Origin of the sequence: Rhodococcus sp. NPDC006774 (assembly GCF_040636045.1) — a bacterium.
Taxonomy (GTDB): domain Bacteria; phylum Actinomycetota; class Actinomycetes; order Mycobacteriales; family Mycobacteriaceae; genus Rhodococcoides.
Genome location: NZ_JBEYIW010000012.1, coordinates 102,904 through 120,360, shown reverse-complemented (window position 1 = coordinate 120,360; position 17,457 = coordinate 102,904). Strand labels below are relative to the sequence as shown.

The window sequence follows — 17,457 nt, the reverse complement described above, 5'->3', positions numbered from 1 at the left end:
GCCATCGTGGCCCGGCCGAGAAAATTCACGGAAGGCCGGTATCGGTGAGCGCACCCCCCGTCGACGCGACGCTCCCGGTAACGGAAGCCGACCGGGTGAGTTCCGGTCGGCGGGCTCTCGGACTCGTGGTCTTCCTTGCACTTCTGGCGGTTGCCGTCCTGATCAGCTTCATGTTCGGCTCGAATCCGTTACCGCTGGGCGAGGTGTGGCGAGTCCTGTGGGACAGGGACAACTCGGAGGCGTCCAGCATCGTCTGGACGCTGCGTATGCCGCGCACCGTGATCGCGGTCGTCGCAGGCGCGGCGTTTGCCGTGGCAGGCGCGCTGATTCAAGCATTGACTCGAAACCCGTTGGCGGACTCCGGACTTCTCGGGGTGAACGCGGGTGCGATCTTCGCCGTCACCCTGGGCGTTGCCGTCTTCGGGGTGGCGTCGATCTCCGGGTACATCTGGTTCGCATTCGTCGGAGCGGCCGCGGCCACCGTTCTCGTGTTCTTCATCGGGGCGGCCGGGGGCGGTACCGCATCGCCGGTGCGGCTGATCCTGGCGGGCGTCGCGCTCGGTGCGGTGCTGCACGGCATCACGACGTTCATGCAGTTGATCGACCCCGACACGTTCGAGCGAATCAGGCGGTGGGGCGTCGGGTCGACCGCCGCAACATCGCTGGAGCAGATGCGGACGGTGCTGCCGTTCCTGGTGCTCGGATTCGTGCTCGCCGTCGCGATCAGCAGACAGCTCGACGCGGTCGCCCTCGGCGACGACCTCGCGTCGTCCCTCGGGGTCAAGGTGATGAGAGTTCGGATCGTCGGTCTGGTCGCCATGACGCTCCTGGCCGGTGGCGCCACGGCGCTCACCGGTGGACTGGCGTTCGTCGGACTGATGATCCCGCACATCGTTCGGTGGTTCGTAGGACCGAACCAGCGATGGATCTTCGCGTATTCACTGATCGCAGGTCCGATCATGGTCCTGCTCGCGGACGTGATCGGGCGCGTACTCGGACGACCGGGCGAGATCGAGGCAGGCGTCATGTGCGCGGTGATCGGTGCCCCGGTTCTCATCGTCCTGGTGCGACGCCGGAAAGCGAGTGGACTGTGACGACCGAGGCCGAGGCGGCGAAGTCGGAGATCGACTACGGCTATCCCGCCGTCACCACACGTACGAAGCACTTCACCGGGCGGTTCCAGGTCCGCGCACTCGTCGTGTGCGCAGTTCTCGCAGTCCTGTCCGTGGTGCTGGCGACAGCCACGTTGGGGATGGGGCAGTACCCGATCGGATTCGGGGAGGCACTCGACATCCTGTTCGGCGGTGGGGGCGAGGAATTTCGCCGAATGATCGTGCTCGAGTGGCGGTTGCCGGTGATCCTCGCAGCGCTGGTCCTCGGTGCGCTTCTGGGTATCGGTGGAGCCATCTTCCAGTCGTTGACCCGAAATCCGCTGGGCAGCCCCGACATCATCGGGTTCGACGCCGGGTCATACACGGCGGTCGTGGTGGTGATGCTCGTGGTCAACACTCGCAACTACAGCGTCGTCGCGGCAGCGTCGTTGATCGGCGGACTGCTCACCGCCCTCGTCGTCTACCTGTTGGCATGGCGCGGCGGAGTGCAGGGTTTCCGGCTGATCATCGTCGGTATCGCCGTCTCGGCCATTCTCGGTTCGGTCAACTCGTACCTGATCACCCGCGCCAATGTGCGTGACGCGATCTCCGTCGGATTCTGGGGAGCCGGGTCGATCGCGCGTGTTCGCTGGGACTGGTTGCTACCGACGATCGGGGTTCTCGTTGTCGTCATCGTGTGTTGCGCACTGCTCTCGTCTTCGTTGAGGCTCCTCGAACTCGGAGACGACGCCGCGAAAGCGCTGGGCGTCAACGTCAACCGCTCCAGATTGCTGCTCATCGTGCTCGGTGTGTCGACCACTGCCGTCGTCACCGCGGTGGCGGGGCCCATCGGATTCGTGGCGCTCGCGGCACCACAGTTGGCGCAACGGCTGATCAGAAGCCCGGGTGTGTCGATGGCGTCTGCGGCGTTCATGGGAGCGGCGCTGCTGATGGTCGCACACTTCGCCGCCCTGACGATCGAATCGTTCTATCGCGCAATTCCAGTAGGATTGGTGACCGTCTGCATCGGCGGAATCTACTTCATCTACCTACTCGTGCGAGGTGCGCGAAGCTCGTGACCGGTTGCAAGAATCGATCGGTATTCGAGCGTGCCGCGAGCGTGTCACTACTCAGTGCAATTGGGGGTGGATCCGCGTGAACTGGTATGGATGGAAAGGCCTGGTCAGAGGCTGTGCGTTGGGTCCGGGTGGGTCCATCGAAATATGGCCAATCTAGCTGGGGGTCAAGTGGTCGCAGGTTCAAATCCTGTCAGCCCGACACATTGCAGGTCTAAGACGGTTTCGGAGAAATCCGGGGCCGTCTTTTTCGTCTGTATGCCGCGTGTCTGTCACCACCCGGGCTGTGACGGTGAGCGGTGCTGATGTGGCCAGATGCTCTCGTGCGGCAGCGGATGCGCAATCGACGAATGCGAGCGTGAAGACGGCCACGACTACATCGGTGGAAGTTGCAGGTGGTGCGGGCAACCGTTCGGGGAACTCCGCCTCGTCAGCGGCCCATGACATCGCCGGCAGGCATTTGGACCGTGCGGTCGGTCAGGTTGACCCCCGAGCGGTACAGGTGTCGATACTCTCCAGTCGGGTGCTGGTTCGAGAGGTCACTGCTCTAGGGCATCATGGGCCTATGAGCGATCCCGAATACCTCGCCACTTTGCTTTCTGCGATCGATGCGGAGATCGCGCGAATCTCTGCCGCCGGATCGGGCTCCGACGAACAGGCATCGGCTATCGATGACGCGGCCGATGCCGTCTTCCGGTTGCGCGAGAAGGTCAAGGCCGGCTACTCCGGCAAGAAGGCCTACTACGTCGCGGCGTCGACCGATCCGAAGGGGATCAGGGTCGAGGGCATTTCTGCCCTGCACGGCAAACGTGCCCACGAACTGGTCCGAGACGGTGGATGGATGCACGCGGACTCCAGCACCGTCCTCGACGCGCTCGATGACGATCAGATCAGTCGATATCACGCCATCGCGGGACGTGGGGTCGCGCAGACGTTTCGAGACGCACGTGAATACCTGGCGGCGGCAGTAGCTCTCGCCGACAAGTAGTCCGAAGTAGCACCACGTCGAGGCAGCCGACGGTAGAAGTCCGGGCCTCACATGCTGAATGCCCCGCTGAAGTCGAGTGGCGCCGCCTCGAGGTGGCGTCCGCGGGGAGTGGCGTCGACGAGTTCGCCGTCGTGGACAACAATCTCGCCGCCTACGATCACGGTGACCGGCTTTCCTCGAAGTCGGTGTCCCTCGTAGGGGGTGTAGTCGGTCGCCATGTGCAGCGTTTCGGTGGTCACCGTCCATTCCAGTTCGGGATCCCAGATCGCGATGTCGGCGTCGGACCCCGGCATCAGTGATCCCTTGCGTGGATAGAGGCCATTGGTGCGTGCTGGATTAGCCGAGGTCAACTCCACGAATCTGCTTGCCGTCAGACCCAATCCGTCTACGTAGTGCGAGTAGATCACCGGAAGGCGCGTCTCGACTCCGGGGAGTCCGTTGGGCATGTGACGCACGTCGTGGCTGTGCACCTGCTTCTGTGCGGTGTCGTAGCAGCAATGGTCGGAACCGATGGTGGTGATGTGCCCGGTGAACAGGTGACGCCCCAGTTCCTCGACCACCTCGGCCGAGCGCAGCGGTGGGCAGCAGACGAAACGTTCGGGTTGTTCACCCTCGTAGGCCGAGTCGTCAAGGATCAGATGGTGGGCGACCGATTCGGTGAAGGCGACGAGCCCTCGTTTGCGGGCGTCCGCGACCAATTCGACTGCAGCCGGAGTCGACTGGTGCACGAAATAGACCGGCGCATTCTGTGATTCGGCGATCGCGAGAATGGCGGCCACCGAGGCAGTCTCGGCGAGCTCCGGCCGCGTCTGCGACATGTGTGCTGCATCGACTCCGCCCGACACGGCTGCGAGGTGCTGCGCATCGGTGACGATCGCGTCCGACTCGCAGTGGATGATGACCATTCCGCCGAGATCGCGAGTGGCCTGCATCGTGTTGAGGATGGTGTGTTCGTTCGCCATCGTCTCACCGGCATAGGTGGTGAACATCTTGACCGTCCGAATGCCGGCGTCCGCCAGAGTCTTCAACTGGTCGGCGGTGGTGTCGGTCCACTCGACGACGCAGGCGTGCAGAGCCGAATCGCACAGTCCGCTGGACGCTTTCGCTCGCTGTACCTCGGCGGCGTCCAGCGGCTGTTGACCGGGACGCGGGATAGCGAAGTCGATGATCGTGGTGGTGCCGCCGAAGACGGCCGCCGTTGTGCACTCGAGATACGAGTCGAGAGAGGTGAATTCGCCGGAGGTGAATCCGACGTGGCAGTGCGGATCGACTCCACCCGGCATGACCAGTTTCCCGGTTGCGTCGATGACCTCCGCTGCCGCGTCGACCTCGCTCCCTGGGGAGAGCACCGCAACGACTCTGCCGTCGTCTATGAGCAGGTCTGCCGGAGCGGCCCAATGGGATTCGACGACGGTTCCGCCGCGCACGACCTTCATCGTGTGCTCGCGAGGTAGGTCAGCCATCCGCCGCGGTCACTGATGTCGGTGACGCCCGCGGCCGACAGGTAGTTCTCGCGCATTCGCATCGACAGGGAGCCCGAGCCATCCGCCAACTCGATGACCCCGAGTTCGAGTTCCTTCGGCTCTCTGGGAAGGAGCTCGTCGCGCAATACGTCGTACTCGACCTCGTACAGCTCGCCCGGTACCACGAATCCATCGGTTGCGACCGGGTGCAAACCGGGGAATTCGTCGCGCACGGTAAAGAATCGGTATTTCGGTGCGGTATCGACTTTCCCCACGAATCGCGCCTTGTGCAACGCGTCGTTCAGGGTGCCGCCGGACATCGCCTGTCCGTTGACGAACATCGTGACCAGTGCCATGCGAAGCCTGCTTTCAGTGGGTAGGGAGGTGGACGAGGCGGTCGGGGGAGAACGCCGAGATATCGAGTTCTGGTTTTCTACCGTGCACCAGCTCGGTGAGGATGTGTCCCCACAACGGTGCGAAGGTGAACGAGTACGTGCCGCCTGCCACGAAAAGTCCCGGGGCTCCGGCGAGTTCGCCGATGACCGGCATTTCGTCGGGCGTGGTGACCACGGGCCCGGTCCAGGTATCGAGAAGCGCATTGTGGCCCAGCGCAGGCAGAAGCCGTCGGACCTGCTCCAGGTTTCCTGTGGTGCTGTCGGATCTGCTCGGGGCCGTCTCGCTGTCGTGGAACGCACCTGCAGGCCAACCGCCGCCGAGGACGAGGCGTCCCGTTCGATTCTGCTTGATCGACATTCCCTCCCCGACGTGCTGTACCAGCACTTCGAGTGTCCGAGGTGCGGCATCGAGCGAGTGCATCTGCAACGAGGTCGGGACGAGATCGAGCGATACCCCTGCCAGAGCCGCGATCGGAGCCATCCACGGCCCTGCAACGTCTATCACCACGGGTGCAATCCACGTTCCACCGTTGGTGCTTACTGTCCAGACATCACCGTCGCGGGTCAATCCGGTGACCGGTGTCGACGGATGTACAGACGCTCCTTCGGCCGCGGCCTGCCGCAACAGGGCAGGACCGGCGAGGTCGGGTTCGGCGAATCCGTCCCACGGACACCAGGTTGCGGCCTGAACGCTCGGGCCGAGCAACGGTAGCGCCTGCCGAGCCTCGTCGCCGCTCAGTACCTCCGTCGGGATCCCTGCAGCTCGTTCCCATCGGTGCTTCGCGATGAGGACGTGGACCTGCTCCTCGGTTTCGGCCACCATGAATCCGCCGCACCGGTTCAGCCCGAGACCGGGCACCGTCTCGTCGAGTGTGTTCCACAGCGTGCTCGTCGACTTCTGCAGTGGAAGCAGTTGTTCGACGTCGACGGCCGTGCCCTGCCCGGGCCTGCGCGTGTGAATGGTCTGGATGTGCAGGTTGCCCGCGGTCGTACCGGAGCCGGCGGTGTTGGGTAGGGTGCGATCGAGCACAGCAACGCGGGATCCCGCGCGGGTGAGGGTGAGAGCCGTTGCTGCACCGACGATTCCGGCTCCGATGACAACGACGTCGACCTCAGACCGCATGACCAGCTCCTACGGTCGCGTAGGCATCGTCGATACCCGATTCGACGATGACCGATTGCAGCGCGGCAAGCGTGTCGGCGTCGGTGATCGGCAGTAACGGTTCGCGCACGGTGCCTCCCGGTTGGCCGAGAAGGTTCATCACGGCCTTCAGCTGGGGGATGGGGGAGGCGTACACGCCGCTGTAGTCCGAGGCGATGAGCCGGCCCGAGAACGCGCGATAGCGATCGACCCACATGCGTGCGGTGTCGGCGTCACGTGCAGCGACGGCCTCGTAGAACGGCACCGCGAAGGGAGCGCCCACCCCGCCGCCGTCGATGTTGCCGTCCCCGCCCAGTTCGAGCAGCGTGGCAAGGCCGCGTCGATGCAGGAAACTCCCGAATACACGGACGCGATCGGACACGGCCTCGACGGTGTCGAGCATGGCGAGCCAATCACCGGTGCTGTCTTTGATCGCGACGACGTTCTCCAGGTCGGCCAGTCGAGAGAACAGGTCGGGTGAGGTCCCCATGTCGACCGCAACGCCTCGTGGCCAGTTGTAGGCCATGAACGGCAACGATGTTGCGGTGCTGACGCTTCGGTAGTACTGATAGGTCTCTTCCGCCGAGGTGTGTACGTAGGGCGGAGGCGTTGCCAGTATGCCGTCTGCGCCGACGGAAGCAGCGTGCTTCGCGAGCGCGGAGGACTGCGCAGCTGTGTACGCACTGACACCGATCACAACAGGGAAGCGGCCTGCGACTGCATCGATCGACGCTTCCGCGACGGTCTTTCGTTCGTGGTCGCTCTGGCTGAACCATTCGCCTGTGCTGCCGTTCACGAGCACACCGTGAACACCCGTCTGCGCGTAGAGATTCATCAAGTCGAAAATTGCCTCGGTGTCGACGTCACCCGACTGCGTGAACGGTGTAGGGGCAGCGGGCCAGTAACCGGACCACGCGACATCATCGCGATTCATGGGAGTGCCTTTCGGGCTCGGGACGATCGACGACGCGTCGTACCCGCATTTGTGGGATCGATTGCATAGACTGCCTTCGGGGTGGTCGAGTCGTCAAGCCGGAAACGTACTTGTAACGCGACCACGGTCGAATATGTTTGTCCGAGGCGTGAAGCAAGAGAACGGAGAACCGATGGCGGTCACCTTGATCGACGTTGCGAGCGCTGCTGGGGTTTCGCGCAGCACGGCATCACGCGCATTGAGTGGATCGTCACTGATTTCCGCGGAGACACGGGCAGCGGTCGAGGATGCGGCCCGCGTTCTCGGGTATCGGCCGAACAGGGCTGCGAGCGCGCTGCGCTCGAACAGGTCGCACTTGATCGGTCTGGTCATGAACAACCTGCTCAATGCGACCTTTCACACTGTCGCCGAGGTCGTCCAGAAGAGGGCGGCAGCCAGCGGATTTCAGGTCCTGCTCTGCATCACCGATGCCGATCCGGCGCGCGAGGACGACGTACTGGCCATGCTGGGCGAGCACGGCGTCGACGGAACCATCGTGATCGGCAGCGGTCGAAGTGCGGCGGCGTCGAATGCGCTTCTGGAGCAGGGCCGCGCGGTGGTCAACCTGATCCGTTCGGTAAAGGGGAGTTCGGCGTCGACGGTGCTGGCAGACGACGTCACGGGTGCTCGCGATGCGACAGCGCACCTGATCGAGCTCGGGCACAGTCGTATCGGCTATATCGGTGGAAACGAGGATGCGACGTCCGGACGTGAGCGCTACGAGGGTTATCGACTGGCGCTGGCCGACGCAGGTATTCCGGTCGACGAGACGATCGTCCGGAAAGGTCCGTTCACCACGGAATTCGGTGCCGAAGCGATCAACTCGTTACTGGATGCACCCCAGGCAATGACTGCTCTGTACGCGGCCAACCACGAGGCTGTCTTCGGCATCCTGCCCACGCTCGTCGGCAGAGGTGTGTCGGTACCGGACGAGTTGTCGATGATCTGCCACGAGGACATGCCGTGGCTCGCGATGTGGCAGCCGGCAATCACAGTCGTCGACAACGGCGCCGCCCAATTGGCCAACGTGGCTATGGACCTGTTGTTCCAGCAGATCAAGGACTCACTCGAACCCGACGGGCGTACGTATCGAATCGGTGCTCGTTTGGTGGAGCGGGCGTCGTGTGCCGCACTGTGATCGACGTTCTCGGATCGCAGGAATGGGGAGCGCGATCACGTGCGAACGGTTAACAGTTGATGTACCGCGTGTCGGCAGTGTTAACCGCGTTGACGCCTCCGAATTCGTCTGCGACGCTTGATGCAATCGATCCCAAAGGATCGGCCCTTCTCGAATCACTCCGTCATCATCGCTGCCGCCCCGTCCTCGAACGTGTAGTGCTGCAGTCGATATCGAAAGGCTCGCTCAATGCGCAAGTTAACAGGACTCGCCGCTATCGCTGTTGTGGTGGCCGGCCTCACTGCCTGTAGTTCCTCGGACGATTCCGCAGCCGCGCCGACGGATTGCACACCCACGCTCGGTGCTTCGGACCTCGCCGAAGAAGGCGTACTGACGATGGCCACCAACGCGACTCTTCCGCCGATGCAGTACGTCGATCCGAACGGCGACGTGATCGGCATGCGCGTCGACCTCGGTAAGGAGATCGCCAAGCGCCTGTGTCTGACGCCGAAGTTCGTCAACATCGAGTTCGAGGCACAGATTCCCGGTGTGCAGGCCGGCCGCTGGGACATGATCGACACCGGCATGTTCTACACGCCTGCACGTGCCGAGACCATCGATCTCGTTCCGTACGAGGTCCAGGCAGTCTCGATCTCGGTGCCGTCGGGCAACCCCGAATCGATCTCCAGCGTGGACGACCTGGCGGGCAAGACCATCGGCGTGGAAGCGCCCGGATACGAATTCGACACGCTGACCGCCATGGCCGAGCAATTTGCGGCCGAAGGAAAGCCGGCGCTGACGGTGCAGACGTTCAAGACCAATGCCGATGCCTATCAGGCGCTTTCGGCGGGACAGCTCGACGGCACCTCCATCGTCGAGTCGGTCACGTCGTTCTACCAGGAAGACGGACGCTTCGAGACAGCCGTCGGTGGAATCAACGAGGCACCCCTGGCAATGGGATTCGCCAAGGGCAGCAAGTCCTCCGCTGAGGTGGCGCGAGTGCTGTCGGAGATGAGGAGCGATGGATATCTGCCCGAGCTGTTCGAGCAGTACGACGTCACCGGATACGACGGCGATATTGCCGTCAGCACCGGTCCTCTCGACAGCTGATCCGACCAACGCAAGTCGAAAGGCACCCCCATGTGGTCCTGGGACGCATTTTTCTCCATCCTGACGAGCACTCAGCTGCTCGAAGGCGCGTGGGTCACGATCTGGCTCACCGTGGTCAGCATGATCCTCGGACTCGCTCTCGCAGTGGTGGTGGCCTCCGCGCGATCATCGAAGCTCGTGCCCTTGCGGATAGTCGCCGGGTTCTACGTGTGGCTGATGCGCGGCACGCCTCTACTGGTGCAGCTGGTGATCATCTACACCGGACTGCCTCAGGTCGGCATCAAACTGGGTGTGATCGAGGCGGCACTCGTGGGCCTGGTTCTCAACGAAGCCGCTTACCTGTCGGAAATAGTCCGTTCCGGATTGCTGTCGGTTCCCACCGGACAGACGGAAGCGGCACGGGCCCTGGGCATGTCACCCACGAAGGTCTTCCGCGTGGTGGTTCTTCCACAGGCGCTGCGGGTGATGATTCCTCCACTCGGCAACAGCTTCAACGGGTTGCTCAAGACCACAACTCTGGTATCGGTCATTTCCGTGCAGGAGTTGCTGCGACGCACACAGTTCTTGGTGCAGGTGAATTTCCGAGTGCTGGAAGGGCTCTGCGCGGCAGCGTTGTACTTCCTGGTGCTGACGACTCTGTGGGGGTTGATTCAGAAGATGATCGAAGTACGAGTAGGGCGTGGATACGACCGCAATTACCGCCGTAAGGGCGGCCCGTCGAGTCCGAAGATCGACGACAGCGCGATGAAAGCCGAGGCCGTGAACCGATGACGAGTGCGACATCTGCGACCACGAAGACCACGACGATGGTCGAGGTCAGGAATATGACGAAGGCCTACAACGATCTCGTCGTTCTCGACGACATCGATTTCACGGTGGACAAGGGGGAAGTGGTCCTGCTCCTCGGGCCGTCGGGAAGTGGAAAGAGCACCTTGCTACGCACGCTCAACTGTCTCGAAACGATCGAATCCGGGACCGTCCGAGTATGCGGCGAGATGATGGGCTTCTCGGAAGGGGCCAAGCGAACGCCGCTGTCGGAGGCGCAGATCGCCAAGCAGCGGCACCACACAGGAATGGTGTTCCAGAGCTTCAACCTGTTTCCCATGATGACGGCGCTGGACAACGTCGCATCGGGTCCACGTCATGTCCTCGGCACGCAGAAGGACAAGGCGCGCAGGCAAGCTCAGGAACTGCTCGACCTCGTCGGCCTTGCGGACAAGGGGGAGAACTACCCGTCGCAACTGTCCGGTGGACAGCAGCAACGCGTGGCGATCGCCCGAGCGTTGGCGATGAAGCCCGAAGTGATGCTGTTCGACGAGCCCACGTCTGCCCTCGATCCCGAGATGGTCAACGAAGTGCTCGACGTCATGCTTCGGCTGCGCGACGAGGGCATGACGATGGTGGTGGTCAGCCACGAAATGGGCTTCGCGAAAGCGGCCGCAGACAGGGTCGTCTTCATGAGCGACGGGAAGATCGTGGAAGAGGCACCTCCCGGCGAGTTCTTCGACAGTCCCAAAAGCGCTCGTACACAACAATTCTTGAGCCGCATTCTCTGACAGGCGCAAGGGGGACCAACCAGGCGTGCCGTAGGTCGAATGAATGAATGTCGAGCGAGGACGACTCACATTGCCACGCGGTGCATAGGGTGAGCAGTCGGAGTCCGTTTTGTCCGACAGGAGCGTGTCAGCGTGAGTTCACCCATTCTCGTAAAAGGACAGAACATTTCCCTGCCGGACGAGGTGACCGAGCTGGATGTCATCGTGTCCTGGGTCGACCCGGAACGAAATCTGGATGCGTCTGCGCTGCTGGTGAATTCGAGCGGGCGCGTTCGGTCCGATGCAGACTTCGTCTTCTACAATCAGCCGGAGTCCGAGGACGCGACCGTACGCTACCGCGGGAGCAGTAGCACCGACGAAGGCAAGCAGGAACGAGTGTCGATTCATCTCGATTCTCTCGCAGCCGAAATCGACAAGGTGGTCATCGCGGGGAGCTCCGACGATGTTCCGTTGGGTGACTTCGGGAAGCTGTCGATGCAGGTGCGGGATCAAACCGGTTCGGTGCTCGGGGAATTCCTCACCGCCGATGCGTCGTCGGAACGTGCGTTGGTGTTCGGGGAGGTGTACCGGCGGAACGGCGCGTGGAAACTGCGCGCGGTCGGGCAGGGCTGGGAATCCGGATTGGGTGGCTTGGCGCAGGACTTCGGCGTCGACGTCGACGACAGCGAGCCCGAAGCGGCGGCAAACGACGTGGTCGTGGTCGAGGTCGCCGACTCGCACGTGCAGGCCGTCGACACGACCGGTGAAATCGTCGACGTCTCGGTTGTCGATGTCGAACCGCCGAAACGTGGCGTGCGCACCAAGAAACCCGTTGCCAAGAAGGTCACGCCGCCTCGGTTCACCCTGGCCGGGGGAGAAGGGTGGCAGACGGCTCGTCTGTTCTCCGTTTCCGGTGTCGGATCCGGTGAGGAGCAGGAGAAGAGGGCCACCTCGGCACTGATCGCGACGATGCAGGCGGTTCGTCCGTTCGCGCGCGCAATATGCGCGCATGCCGGAGCTCCATCCGGTCCTTTCGAGGGCTACCTCGAAGTGCAGTTCGCCAAGGGCGAGGGCAAGGTCATCCCAGACGGTGTGTTCCGAGTATCGCGCGCGGGCCAAGTGTGGACCGCGTTGCTGGAAGTGAAGACCGGCACCGGCAAGTTGCAGAAAGAGCAGCTCGAGAATTACCTCGACGTCGCGAGACGGCACAGGTACGAGACCGTTCTGAGTTTGTCCAACGACATACCTGCCTCCGCCGGTGAGCTCCCGGTCCAGGTGAACAAGACCAAGCTGAGCAAGGTAGCGCTTCGGCATATCTCATGGTCCGAGGTCATTCACGAGGCCCGGATGTTGTTGTCACACGGCGACCTTGCCGATTCACTGCAGGTCTGGATTCTGAGCGAATTCGTCCGGTATCTGACGCACCCGAAGTCCGGCGCTACGGAGTTCGTCGACATGGGTCGCCACTGGGTGGCAGTTCGTGACTCCGTCACCGCCGGAACCCTCCGTTCGAGTGATGTCAAAGCCATGTCGGTGGCGAACACCTGGGCGTCGCTGTCGAGGCATCTGGCGTTACGGATGACTGCCGATCTCGGCGTTCCGGTGAAGCACCACCTTCCGAGGAAATTCGGTGGAGATCCCCAGGCGCGCAACGAGTACATCGTCGAACAGCTCGTCGCCTCCGGGTGCCTCTCGGCCACGTTGCGCATCCCGGATGCCGCCGGAGATGTCACTGTCGAAGCGGATATGCGTACCAACAAGATTCAGTGCAGAACCGCTATCGACGCGCCGACCGACGGCACCGCGCTCCGGCGAGCATCATGGCTGCTCAAACAACTGAAGAACGCTCCAGCCGACATCCTGGTCGAAGCCGTGTTCGCAGACGCAGGCGAAATATCGTGCGAGAACCTGGCGACCGTGCGCGCGGATGCCAAATCGTTGACCGCAGGCCGGAGCAGCGAGTTGCAGTACTTCACGCTGACGTCACCGACGAAGATGGGCAGCAAGCGCTCGGGATCCGCGGCCGGTTTCATCGGTAGCGTGACCGACGGTCTCGACGCGTTCTACCGGGACGTCGTGCAACCTCTGAAGCCATGGGTGCCGTCGGCCCCGGAGGCACCCTCTGTCGGCAGCACGGACGACTGACCCATCGGTTGTGCGATCTGCCCATGGAACTGTCCGCGTCCGATCCTGGCGTGGAAGCCGACAACGAGGAACTGCTCGACCGTCGATCACCCGTTCATCGGATGACGGGTTCGCACCCCTCGAGCAGCTCGAGCTCACGTCGTCGCGGCAACCCCTCCCAGTCCCCACGGGCCAGACATGCGAAGGCTCCGGTCCGCACGGCCGTGCGCAGCCGCTGTGCGGGATCGTGGCCGTCGATCAACTCGGCGAGGTAGCCCGCGACGAATGCATCGCCCGCTCCTACGGTGTCGACGGGATCGATCGAGATCGCATCCTGTCGGTAGGTCTCGCCATCGATGATCGCGTGGGCACCGTCGGCGCCGCGCTTGATGACCACCTGCGAGGGGCCGAACTCGGCGAGCCCTCGGGCGAGTGACTCCGGGTCGTCGGCGTGAGCGGGCCCGAGCACGAGCGCAGCTTCGTCCTCGCCCGCGAACACGACGTCGACGAAGGGGAGTATGTCTCGATAGACCTGGGCTGCAACGTCGCTCGACCAGAGAGCGCTGCGATAGTTCACGTCGAAAGACACGCGCACACCGCTGTCGCGAGTCCGAGCGATCACCTGACGCCAGGTCTCGGCGGCTTGCGCAGACAGGGCAGGAGTTATCCCGGTGACGTGCAACAGGGCTGCGCCCGACACGATGTCGGAGTCGACGTCGTCGGGGGTGATCCTTGATGCCGCGCTGTGTGCGCGATAGTAGGTCACCCGCTGCAGGGTGGGCGTTCTGAGTTCTTTGACCATGACGCCGGTAGGAGCAGTGCAGTCCTCGGGCGCGACGACGTGGACGCCCTCGGCTCTGATCTCTCTGCGTACCAACTCACCCGGTGCATCGGAGCCGAGCCTGCTGCACCAGACTGCCGAAGTACCCAGGCGTTGCAGTCCGATCGCGACGTTGGACTCGGCTCCACCGATTCCCACGGCCACGTTTCCGGCATGGGCGAACGGTCCTGGATGTTCGCTGCGGAACAGCGCCATGGTTTCGCCGAAGGTCACGACGTAGGGGGTGGACAGTCGAGACCTCACAGCGTCGCCGCCTCATCCACGACACGGCGTATTTCTTCGGCACGCCTTGTCAATTCACGGATGTCTCCACCGGAGAACGCGTCGCCGAGCAGAGGCCCGCCCATGCTCACCGCCACCGCGCCTGCTCGAATCCACGCGGCGGCTTCGGCGATGCCCACTCCTCCCGAGGGAATGACTTCGATGTCGGGAAATGGTCCACGTAGGTCGGCAACATACTTCGCACCGACCATCGAAGCCGGGAAGACCTTCACTGCGGTGGCACCGGCCGTCCAACCGCGATGTAGTTCGGTCGGAGTCAACCCGCCAGGAAACACCGGCACCCCTCGATCGATCGCGATGTCGATGATCGGTGTCTCGGTGATCGGTGTGACCAGGTACGCGGCACCTGCATCGATGGCCTCGCTCGCCTGGTCGGGTGTTGTCACGGTGCCCACACCGAGTTCGGCGTCGGTACCGAATCGCTGCAGTAGCTTCGGCAGCTCTTCGATCACGCCGTGGGTGCTCAGGGTCAGTTCGATGCTCACAACCCCACCGGCGATCAGTGCTTCCACGACCGGCGCGTATTCGGTGGCAGACTTCGCACGTAGGACAGCCACGACGCGGGTCTGGCGAAGTAGCGCCGACGGCTCGCTCCTGCGGTTCATCGATCACCTTTCAATGCTTCGGACGTCGCTGCGTCGATTCCGTGTCCGACGATGACATCGATCAACTCGCCGGTTCGTTCGACGAACGGGACCCAGTCGGCGATGTCGTCACCGAGCAACCGCCGGTCGGTGAGCGCGCCCCTCGCCATCTGCGCACCTGATGTGCTTCGCGATGCAAGCTGGGAAAGCCATCCTCGCGCCGGATCCTGCATGGCGGTCGCATGAGGTCCTGGATCGAAGCCGTCGATCGGGGCCAGGCAGCTCAAGTACGCCGCTGTGGTCAAAGCCATCAAGTGGGGAGTCCGCCCGGCCTCACGGAACATCATCGCTGGTTCCGGAATGCGTTCTCGCAGTTTGACCGAACCGTCGGACCCCACCTGCTGTGTACGGTGCCCCAACGCCGTGTTGCTCCATCGGACGAACAGTTCTTCCTCGTACAGGTCAGGATCTATGCCATCGGGAACGTCCACGCTCGGTAGATACTCGTCCCGCAGTATCGTGTGCGCGGCCCGTTCGACGAAGCTCTGTGCAACCGACTCCGGTATCGTCGCCGCGCCCGACAGGGCACCCAAATACGCTATGAGCGAATGAGTTCCGTTCAACAGTCGTACTTTCAGCTGTTCGTACCGGCCGACTTGGTCCGAGAACACTGCACCGCCGGCTTCCCACGCCGGCCGACCGGCGGCAAAGTTGTCCTGCAGAATCCACATGCTGAACGGTTCGGCAGCCACGGGTATCGAGTCCTCGAAACCCATGTCGCGCGCCAGGTTCGACCGATGAGCGTCGGTGGTGGCGGGGACTATTCGGTCGACCATCGTGGAGGGAAACGCCACGTTCTGCTCGATCCACGTCGAGAGCTCACCTGATTCGGAGCCCGGCAGCTGGGCTGCGAACTCCAGCACCAGTCTTCGAGTGTGCTCACCGTTGTTGTTCAGGTTGTCGCAGCTCAGGACCGTCACAGGCGTGTTGTGCGCGACGCGCCCCTGCAATCCGCGGACGATCAAGCCGATGGTGGATCTCGGTGCACCGCCGGCAAGATCATGAGCGATATCAGGGTGGTCGAGTTGCAGACCCTTGGTGGCAGGGCTGTACGTGTACCCGTTCTCGGTGACAGTCAAGGACACGATCTTCGTGGTCCGATCCGAGATCGCAGCGACGACGTCGTCCGGTTCCCGAGCGGCCACAAGCGCGCCGGTATGAACCGAAGGAACGCTGTAGGTCGCGCCCGCGGGCGAGATTTCCGCCACCGAGTACCTCAGGTCCTGCGCGCGCAAGGCATCGGCTACCGTTCCGGATCTACTTGCGACGCCCAGGATGCCCCAGGCACCGTCCTGATGCGCGAGTGCTGCCTCGGTGTACACGGCTTGATGCGCCCGGTGGAAGTTACCGAGACCGAGGTGGACGATGCCTTGTTCCGGTGGACGGTTTCTACCCGTTGACGACGGTGGGGCCGTGGCAGCCGACAAACGGGGCAACGGAGTGCGAATGATCGTCACCAGTCCTTCACCGAACCGTCGAGATTACGTGCGACCGGCAGATACGCGCGTTCGTACGGAAAGCGTTCGGCGGCAGCCTCGTCCACCTCGACGCCGAGGCCGGGTGCATCGCCTGGATGTAGGTAGCCGTCGTCGTAGGTGTAGCTCGGGCGGAACACCTCGGAGACCTGTTCCGGATAACCCATGAATTCCTGTATCGCGAAATTGGTGGTGGCCAGACCCAGGTGCAACGACGCGGACAGGTTGATCGGAGACACATCCGACGGACCGTGCGGCGCACCCATGACCTGAAAGATCTCTGCGAGAGCGAATATCTTGCGGACGTGCGAAATGCCACCCGCGTGCACGATCGCAGTCCTGATGTAGTCGATGAGACGCTCGGTGATCAATTGCTGGCAGTCCCAGACGGTGTTGAACACCTCGCCGATCGCCAGTGGAACCGTCGTGTGCGCCCGGACCGTGCGGAGCAGCTGTTGATTCTCGGCGGGCATCACGTCCTCAAGCCAGAACAGGTTCACCGCTTCGAGGGCTTTGCCGAGTCGCGCTGCCTCGGTGGGATTGAGCCGATGGTGGACGTCGTGCAGCAGGTGCAACTCGGGTCCGACCGCCTCGCGTACGGCCGCCAACATGTCCGGTGCGTGTCGGAGGTACGCGGCGGTGTCCCACTGCTCCTCGACAGGGCCGACGCCGCGCCCCGCGGGTTCGTAACTTGCCGAACCACGAGTGACGCCGTACACCTTGTCCAGACCGGGGACGCCGAATTGCACACGGACAGCGCGGAACCCCTCATCTCGGCGCTTGTTCACCGATTCGAGAAGCTCGGGCAGGTCCCAACCGGTGGCGTGCGTGTAGGTCAGAACACGGTCGCGCGCAGCACCACCGAGGAGCTGATAGACCGGCATGTCGGCGGCTTTGCCCTTGATATCCCACAGGGCCAGATCCACCGCCCCGATGGCTGCCATCGTGACCGGTCCGCGACGCCAGTAGGCACCACGGTAGAGGTACTGCCACGTGTCCTCGATGCGCTCGGCGTCGCGACCGATCAAGAACGGCGCGAGGTGATCGCGAAGGTAACTGGCAACAGCGAGCTCCCGGCCGTTGACCGTGGCATCGCCCCACCCGATCAGACCGTCGTCGGTCGTCATCTTCAGAGTGACGTAGTTTCGTCCCGGACTGGTGACGATGACGCGGGCGTCGACAATTTTTCGAGTCATATTGTG

Annotated in this window: 16 protein-coding genes; 8 read left to right on the top strand and 8 right to left on the bottom strand. The window is 63.2% G+C overall.

Features of this window, described 5'->3' with window-relative positions; all coding sequences use genetic code 11:
- Positions 1-44: 44 nt before the first annotated feature.
- From ABZ677_RS18935 to ABZ677_RS18925, 3 genes are all read left to right on the top strand, one after another.
- Positions 45-1,094, top strand: a complete 1,050-nt coding sequence (locus ABZ677_RS18935) for an iron chelate uptake ABC transporter family permease subunit (protein WP_358372073.1) — start codon at positions 45-47, stop codon at positions 1,092-1,094.
- Positions 1,091-2,170 carry an iron chelate uptake ABC transporter family permease subunit gene (locus ABZ677_RS18930; RefSeq protein WP_358372071.1) on the top strand — a complete coding sequence of 360 codons (1,080 nt, stop codon included), beginning with the start codon at positions 1,091-1,093 and terminating at the stop codon, positions 2,168-2,170. The genes ABZ677_RS18935 and ABZ677_RS18930 overlap by 4 nt, the downstream gene beginning before the upstream one ends.
- Positions 2,171-2,732: 562 nt before the next feature.
- Positions 2,733-3,155, top strand: a complete 423-nt coding sequence (locus ABZ677_RS18925; protein ID WP_358372068.1) for a phosphate acetyltransferase — start codon at positions 2,733-2,735, stop codon at positions 3,153-3,155.
- Positions 3,156-3,202: 47 nt separating this feature from the next.
- On the opposite strand, the gene hydA is transcribed toward ABZ677_RS18925, so the two are convergent.
- From hydA to ABZ677_RS18905, 4 genes are read right to left on the bottom strand one after another with little or no spacing between them, the layout of a single operon-like run.
- Positions 3,203-4,618, bottom strand: coding sequence for a dihydropyrimidinase (gene hydA / locus ABZ677_RS18920; RefSeq protein ID WP_358372065.1), 1,416 nt, complete (start codon positions 4,616-4,618; stop codon positions 3,203-3,205).
- Positions 4,588-4,974: a gamma-glutamylcyclotransferase gene (locus ABZ677_RS18915; RefSeq protein ID WP_358372062.1), complete on the bottom strand. Its 387-nt coding sequence runs from the start codon at positions 4,972-4,974 to the stop codon at positions 4,588-4,590. The genes hydA and ABZ677_RS18915 overlap by 31 nt, the downstream gene beginning before the upstream one ends.
- A gap of 13 nt (positions 4,975-4,987) precedes the next feature.
- Positions 4,988-6,136 carry an FAD-binding oxidoreductase gene (locus tag ABZ677_RS18910; protein WP_358372059.1) on the bottom strand — a complete coding sequence of 383 codons (1,149 nt, stop codon included), beginning with the start codon at positions 6,134-6,136 and terminating at the stop codon, positions 4,988-4,990.
- Positions 6,126-7,088 (bottom strand): dihydrodipicolinate synthase family protein, encoded by a 963-nt coding sequence (locus ABZ677_RS18905; protein WP_358372056.1) that lies wholly within the window; start codon positions 7,086-7,088, stop codon positions 6,126-6,128. The genes ABZ677_RS18910 and ABZ677_RS18905 overlap by 11 nt, the downstream gene beginning before the upstream one ends.
- 172 nt (positions 7,089-7,260) lie before the next feature.
- On the opposite strand from ABZ677_RS18905, the gene ABZ677_RS18900 reads away from it, so the two are divergent.
- The 5 genes from ABZ677_RS18900 to ABZ677_RS18880 all read left to right on the top strand — a co-directional run bounded on the left by ABZ677_RS18900 (position 7,261) and on the right by ABZ677_RS18880 (position 13,034).
- Positions 7,261-8,265 carry a LacI family DNA-binding transcriptional regulator gene (locus tag ABZ677_RS18900; RefSeq protein ID WP_358372053.1) on the top strand — a complete coding sequence of 335 codons (1,005 nt, stop codon included), beginning with the start codon at positions 7,261-7,263 and terminating at the stop codon, positions 8,263-8,265.
- Between the two features lie 228 nt (positions 8,266-8,493).
- Positions 8,494-9,354, top strand: a complete 861-nt coding sequence (locus ABZ677_RS18895; protein ID WP_037189208.1) for an ABC transporter substrate-binding protein — start codon at positions 8,494-8,496, stop codon at positions 9,352-9,354.
- A 30-nt stretch (positions 9,355-9,384) separates the two neighbouring features.
- Positions 9,385-10,125, top strand: coding sequence for an amino acid ABC transporter permease (locus ABZ677_RS18890; protein WP_094634473.1), 741 nt, complete (start codon positions 9,385-9,387; stop codon positions 10,123-10,125).
- 53 nt (positions 10,126-10,178) lie between these two features.
- Positions 10,179-10,910: an amino acid ABC transporter ATP-binding protein gene (locus tag ABZ677_RS18885; protein WP_288143195.1), complete on the top strand. Its 732-nt coding sequence runs from the start codon at positions 10,179-10,181 to the stop codon at positions 10,908-10,910.
- Positions 10,911-11,042: 132 nt separating this feature from the next.
- A complete protein-coding gene (locus tag ABZ677_RS18880) occupies positions 11,043-13,034 on the top strand; it encodes a TerD family protein (RefSeq protein WP_358372049.1) in 1,992 nt (663 codons plus the stop codon).
- Between the two features lie 94 nt (positions 13,035-13,128).
- Here ABZ677_RS18880 and ABZ677_RS18875 read toward each other — a convergent pair whose 3' ends face one another.
- Genes ABZ677_RS18875 through manD form a run of 4 tightly spaced genes read right to left on the bottom strand, consistent with a single transcriptional unit; the run spans position 13,129 to position 17,451 of the window.
- Positions 13,129-14,097, bottom strand: coding sequence for a sugar kinase (locus ABZ677_RS18875; RefSeq protein ID WP_358372046.1), 969 nt, complete (start codon positions 14,095-14,097; stop codon positions 13,129-13,131).
- The gene (locus ABZ677_RS18870) at positions 14,094-14,741 is read right to left on the bottom strand and encodes a bifunctional 4-hydroxy-2-oxoglutarate aldolase/2-dehydro-3-deoxy-phosphogluconate aldolase (protein WP_358372044.1); all 648 of its coding nucleotides are present in this window, start codon (positions 14,739-14,741) and stop codon (positions 14,094-14,096) included. Before ABZ677_RS18870 ends, ABZ677_RS18875 begins: the two co-directional genes overlap by 4 nt.
- Positions 14,738-16,237 (bottom strand): mannitol dehydrogenase family protein, encoded by a 1,500-nt coding sequence (locus ABZ677_RS18865; RefSeq protein WP_358372041.1) that lies wholly within the window; start codon positions 16,235-16,237, stop codon positions 14,738-14,740. The genes ABZ677_RS18870 and ABZ677_RS18865 overlap by 4 nt, the downstream gene beginning before the upstream one ends.
- Positions 16,234-17,451, bottom strand: coding sequence for a D-mannonate dehydratase ManD (gene manD, locus ABZ677_RS18860; RefSeq protein ID WP_358372038.1), 1,218 nt, complete (start codon positions 17,449-17,451; stop codon positions 16,234-16,236). The genes ABZ677_RS18865 and manD overlap by 4 nt, the downstream gene beginning before the upstream one ends.
- Between the last annotated feature and the right edge of the window lie 6 nt (positions 17,452-17,457).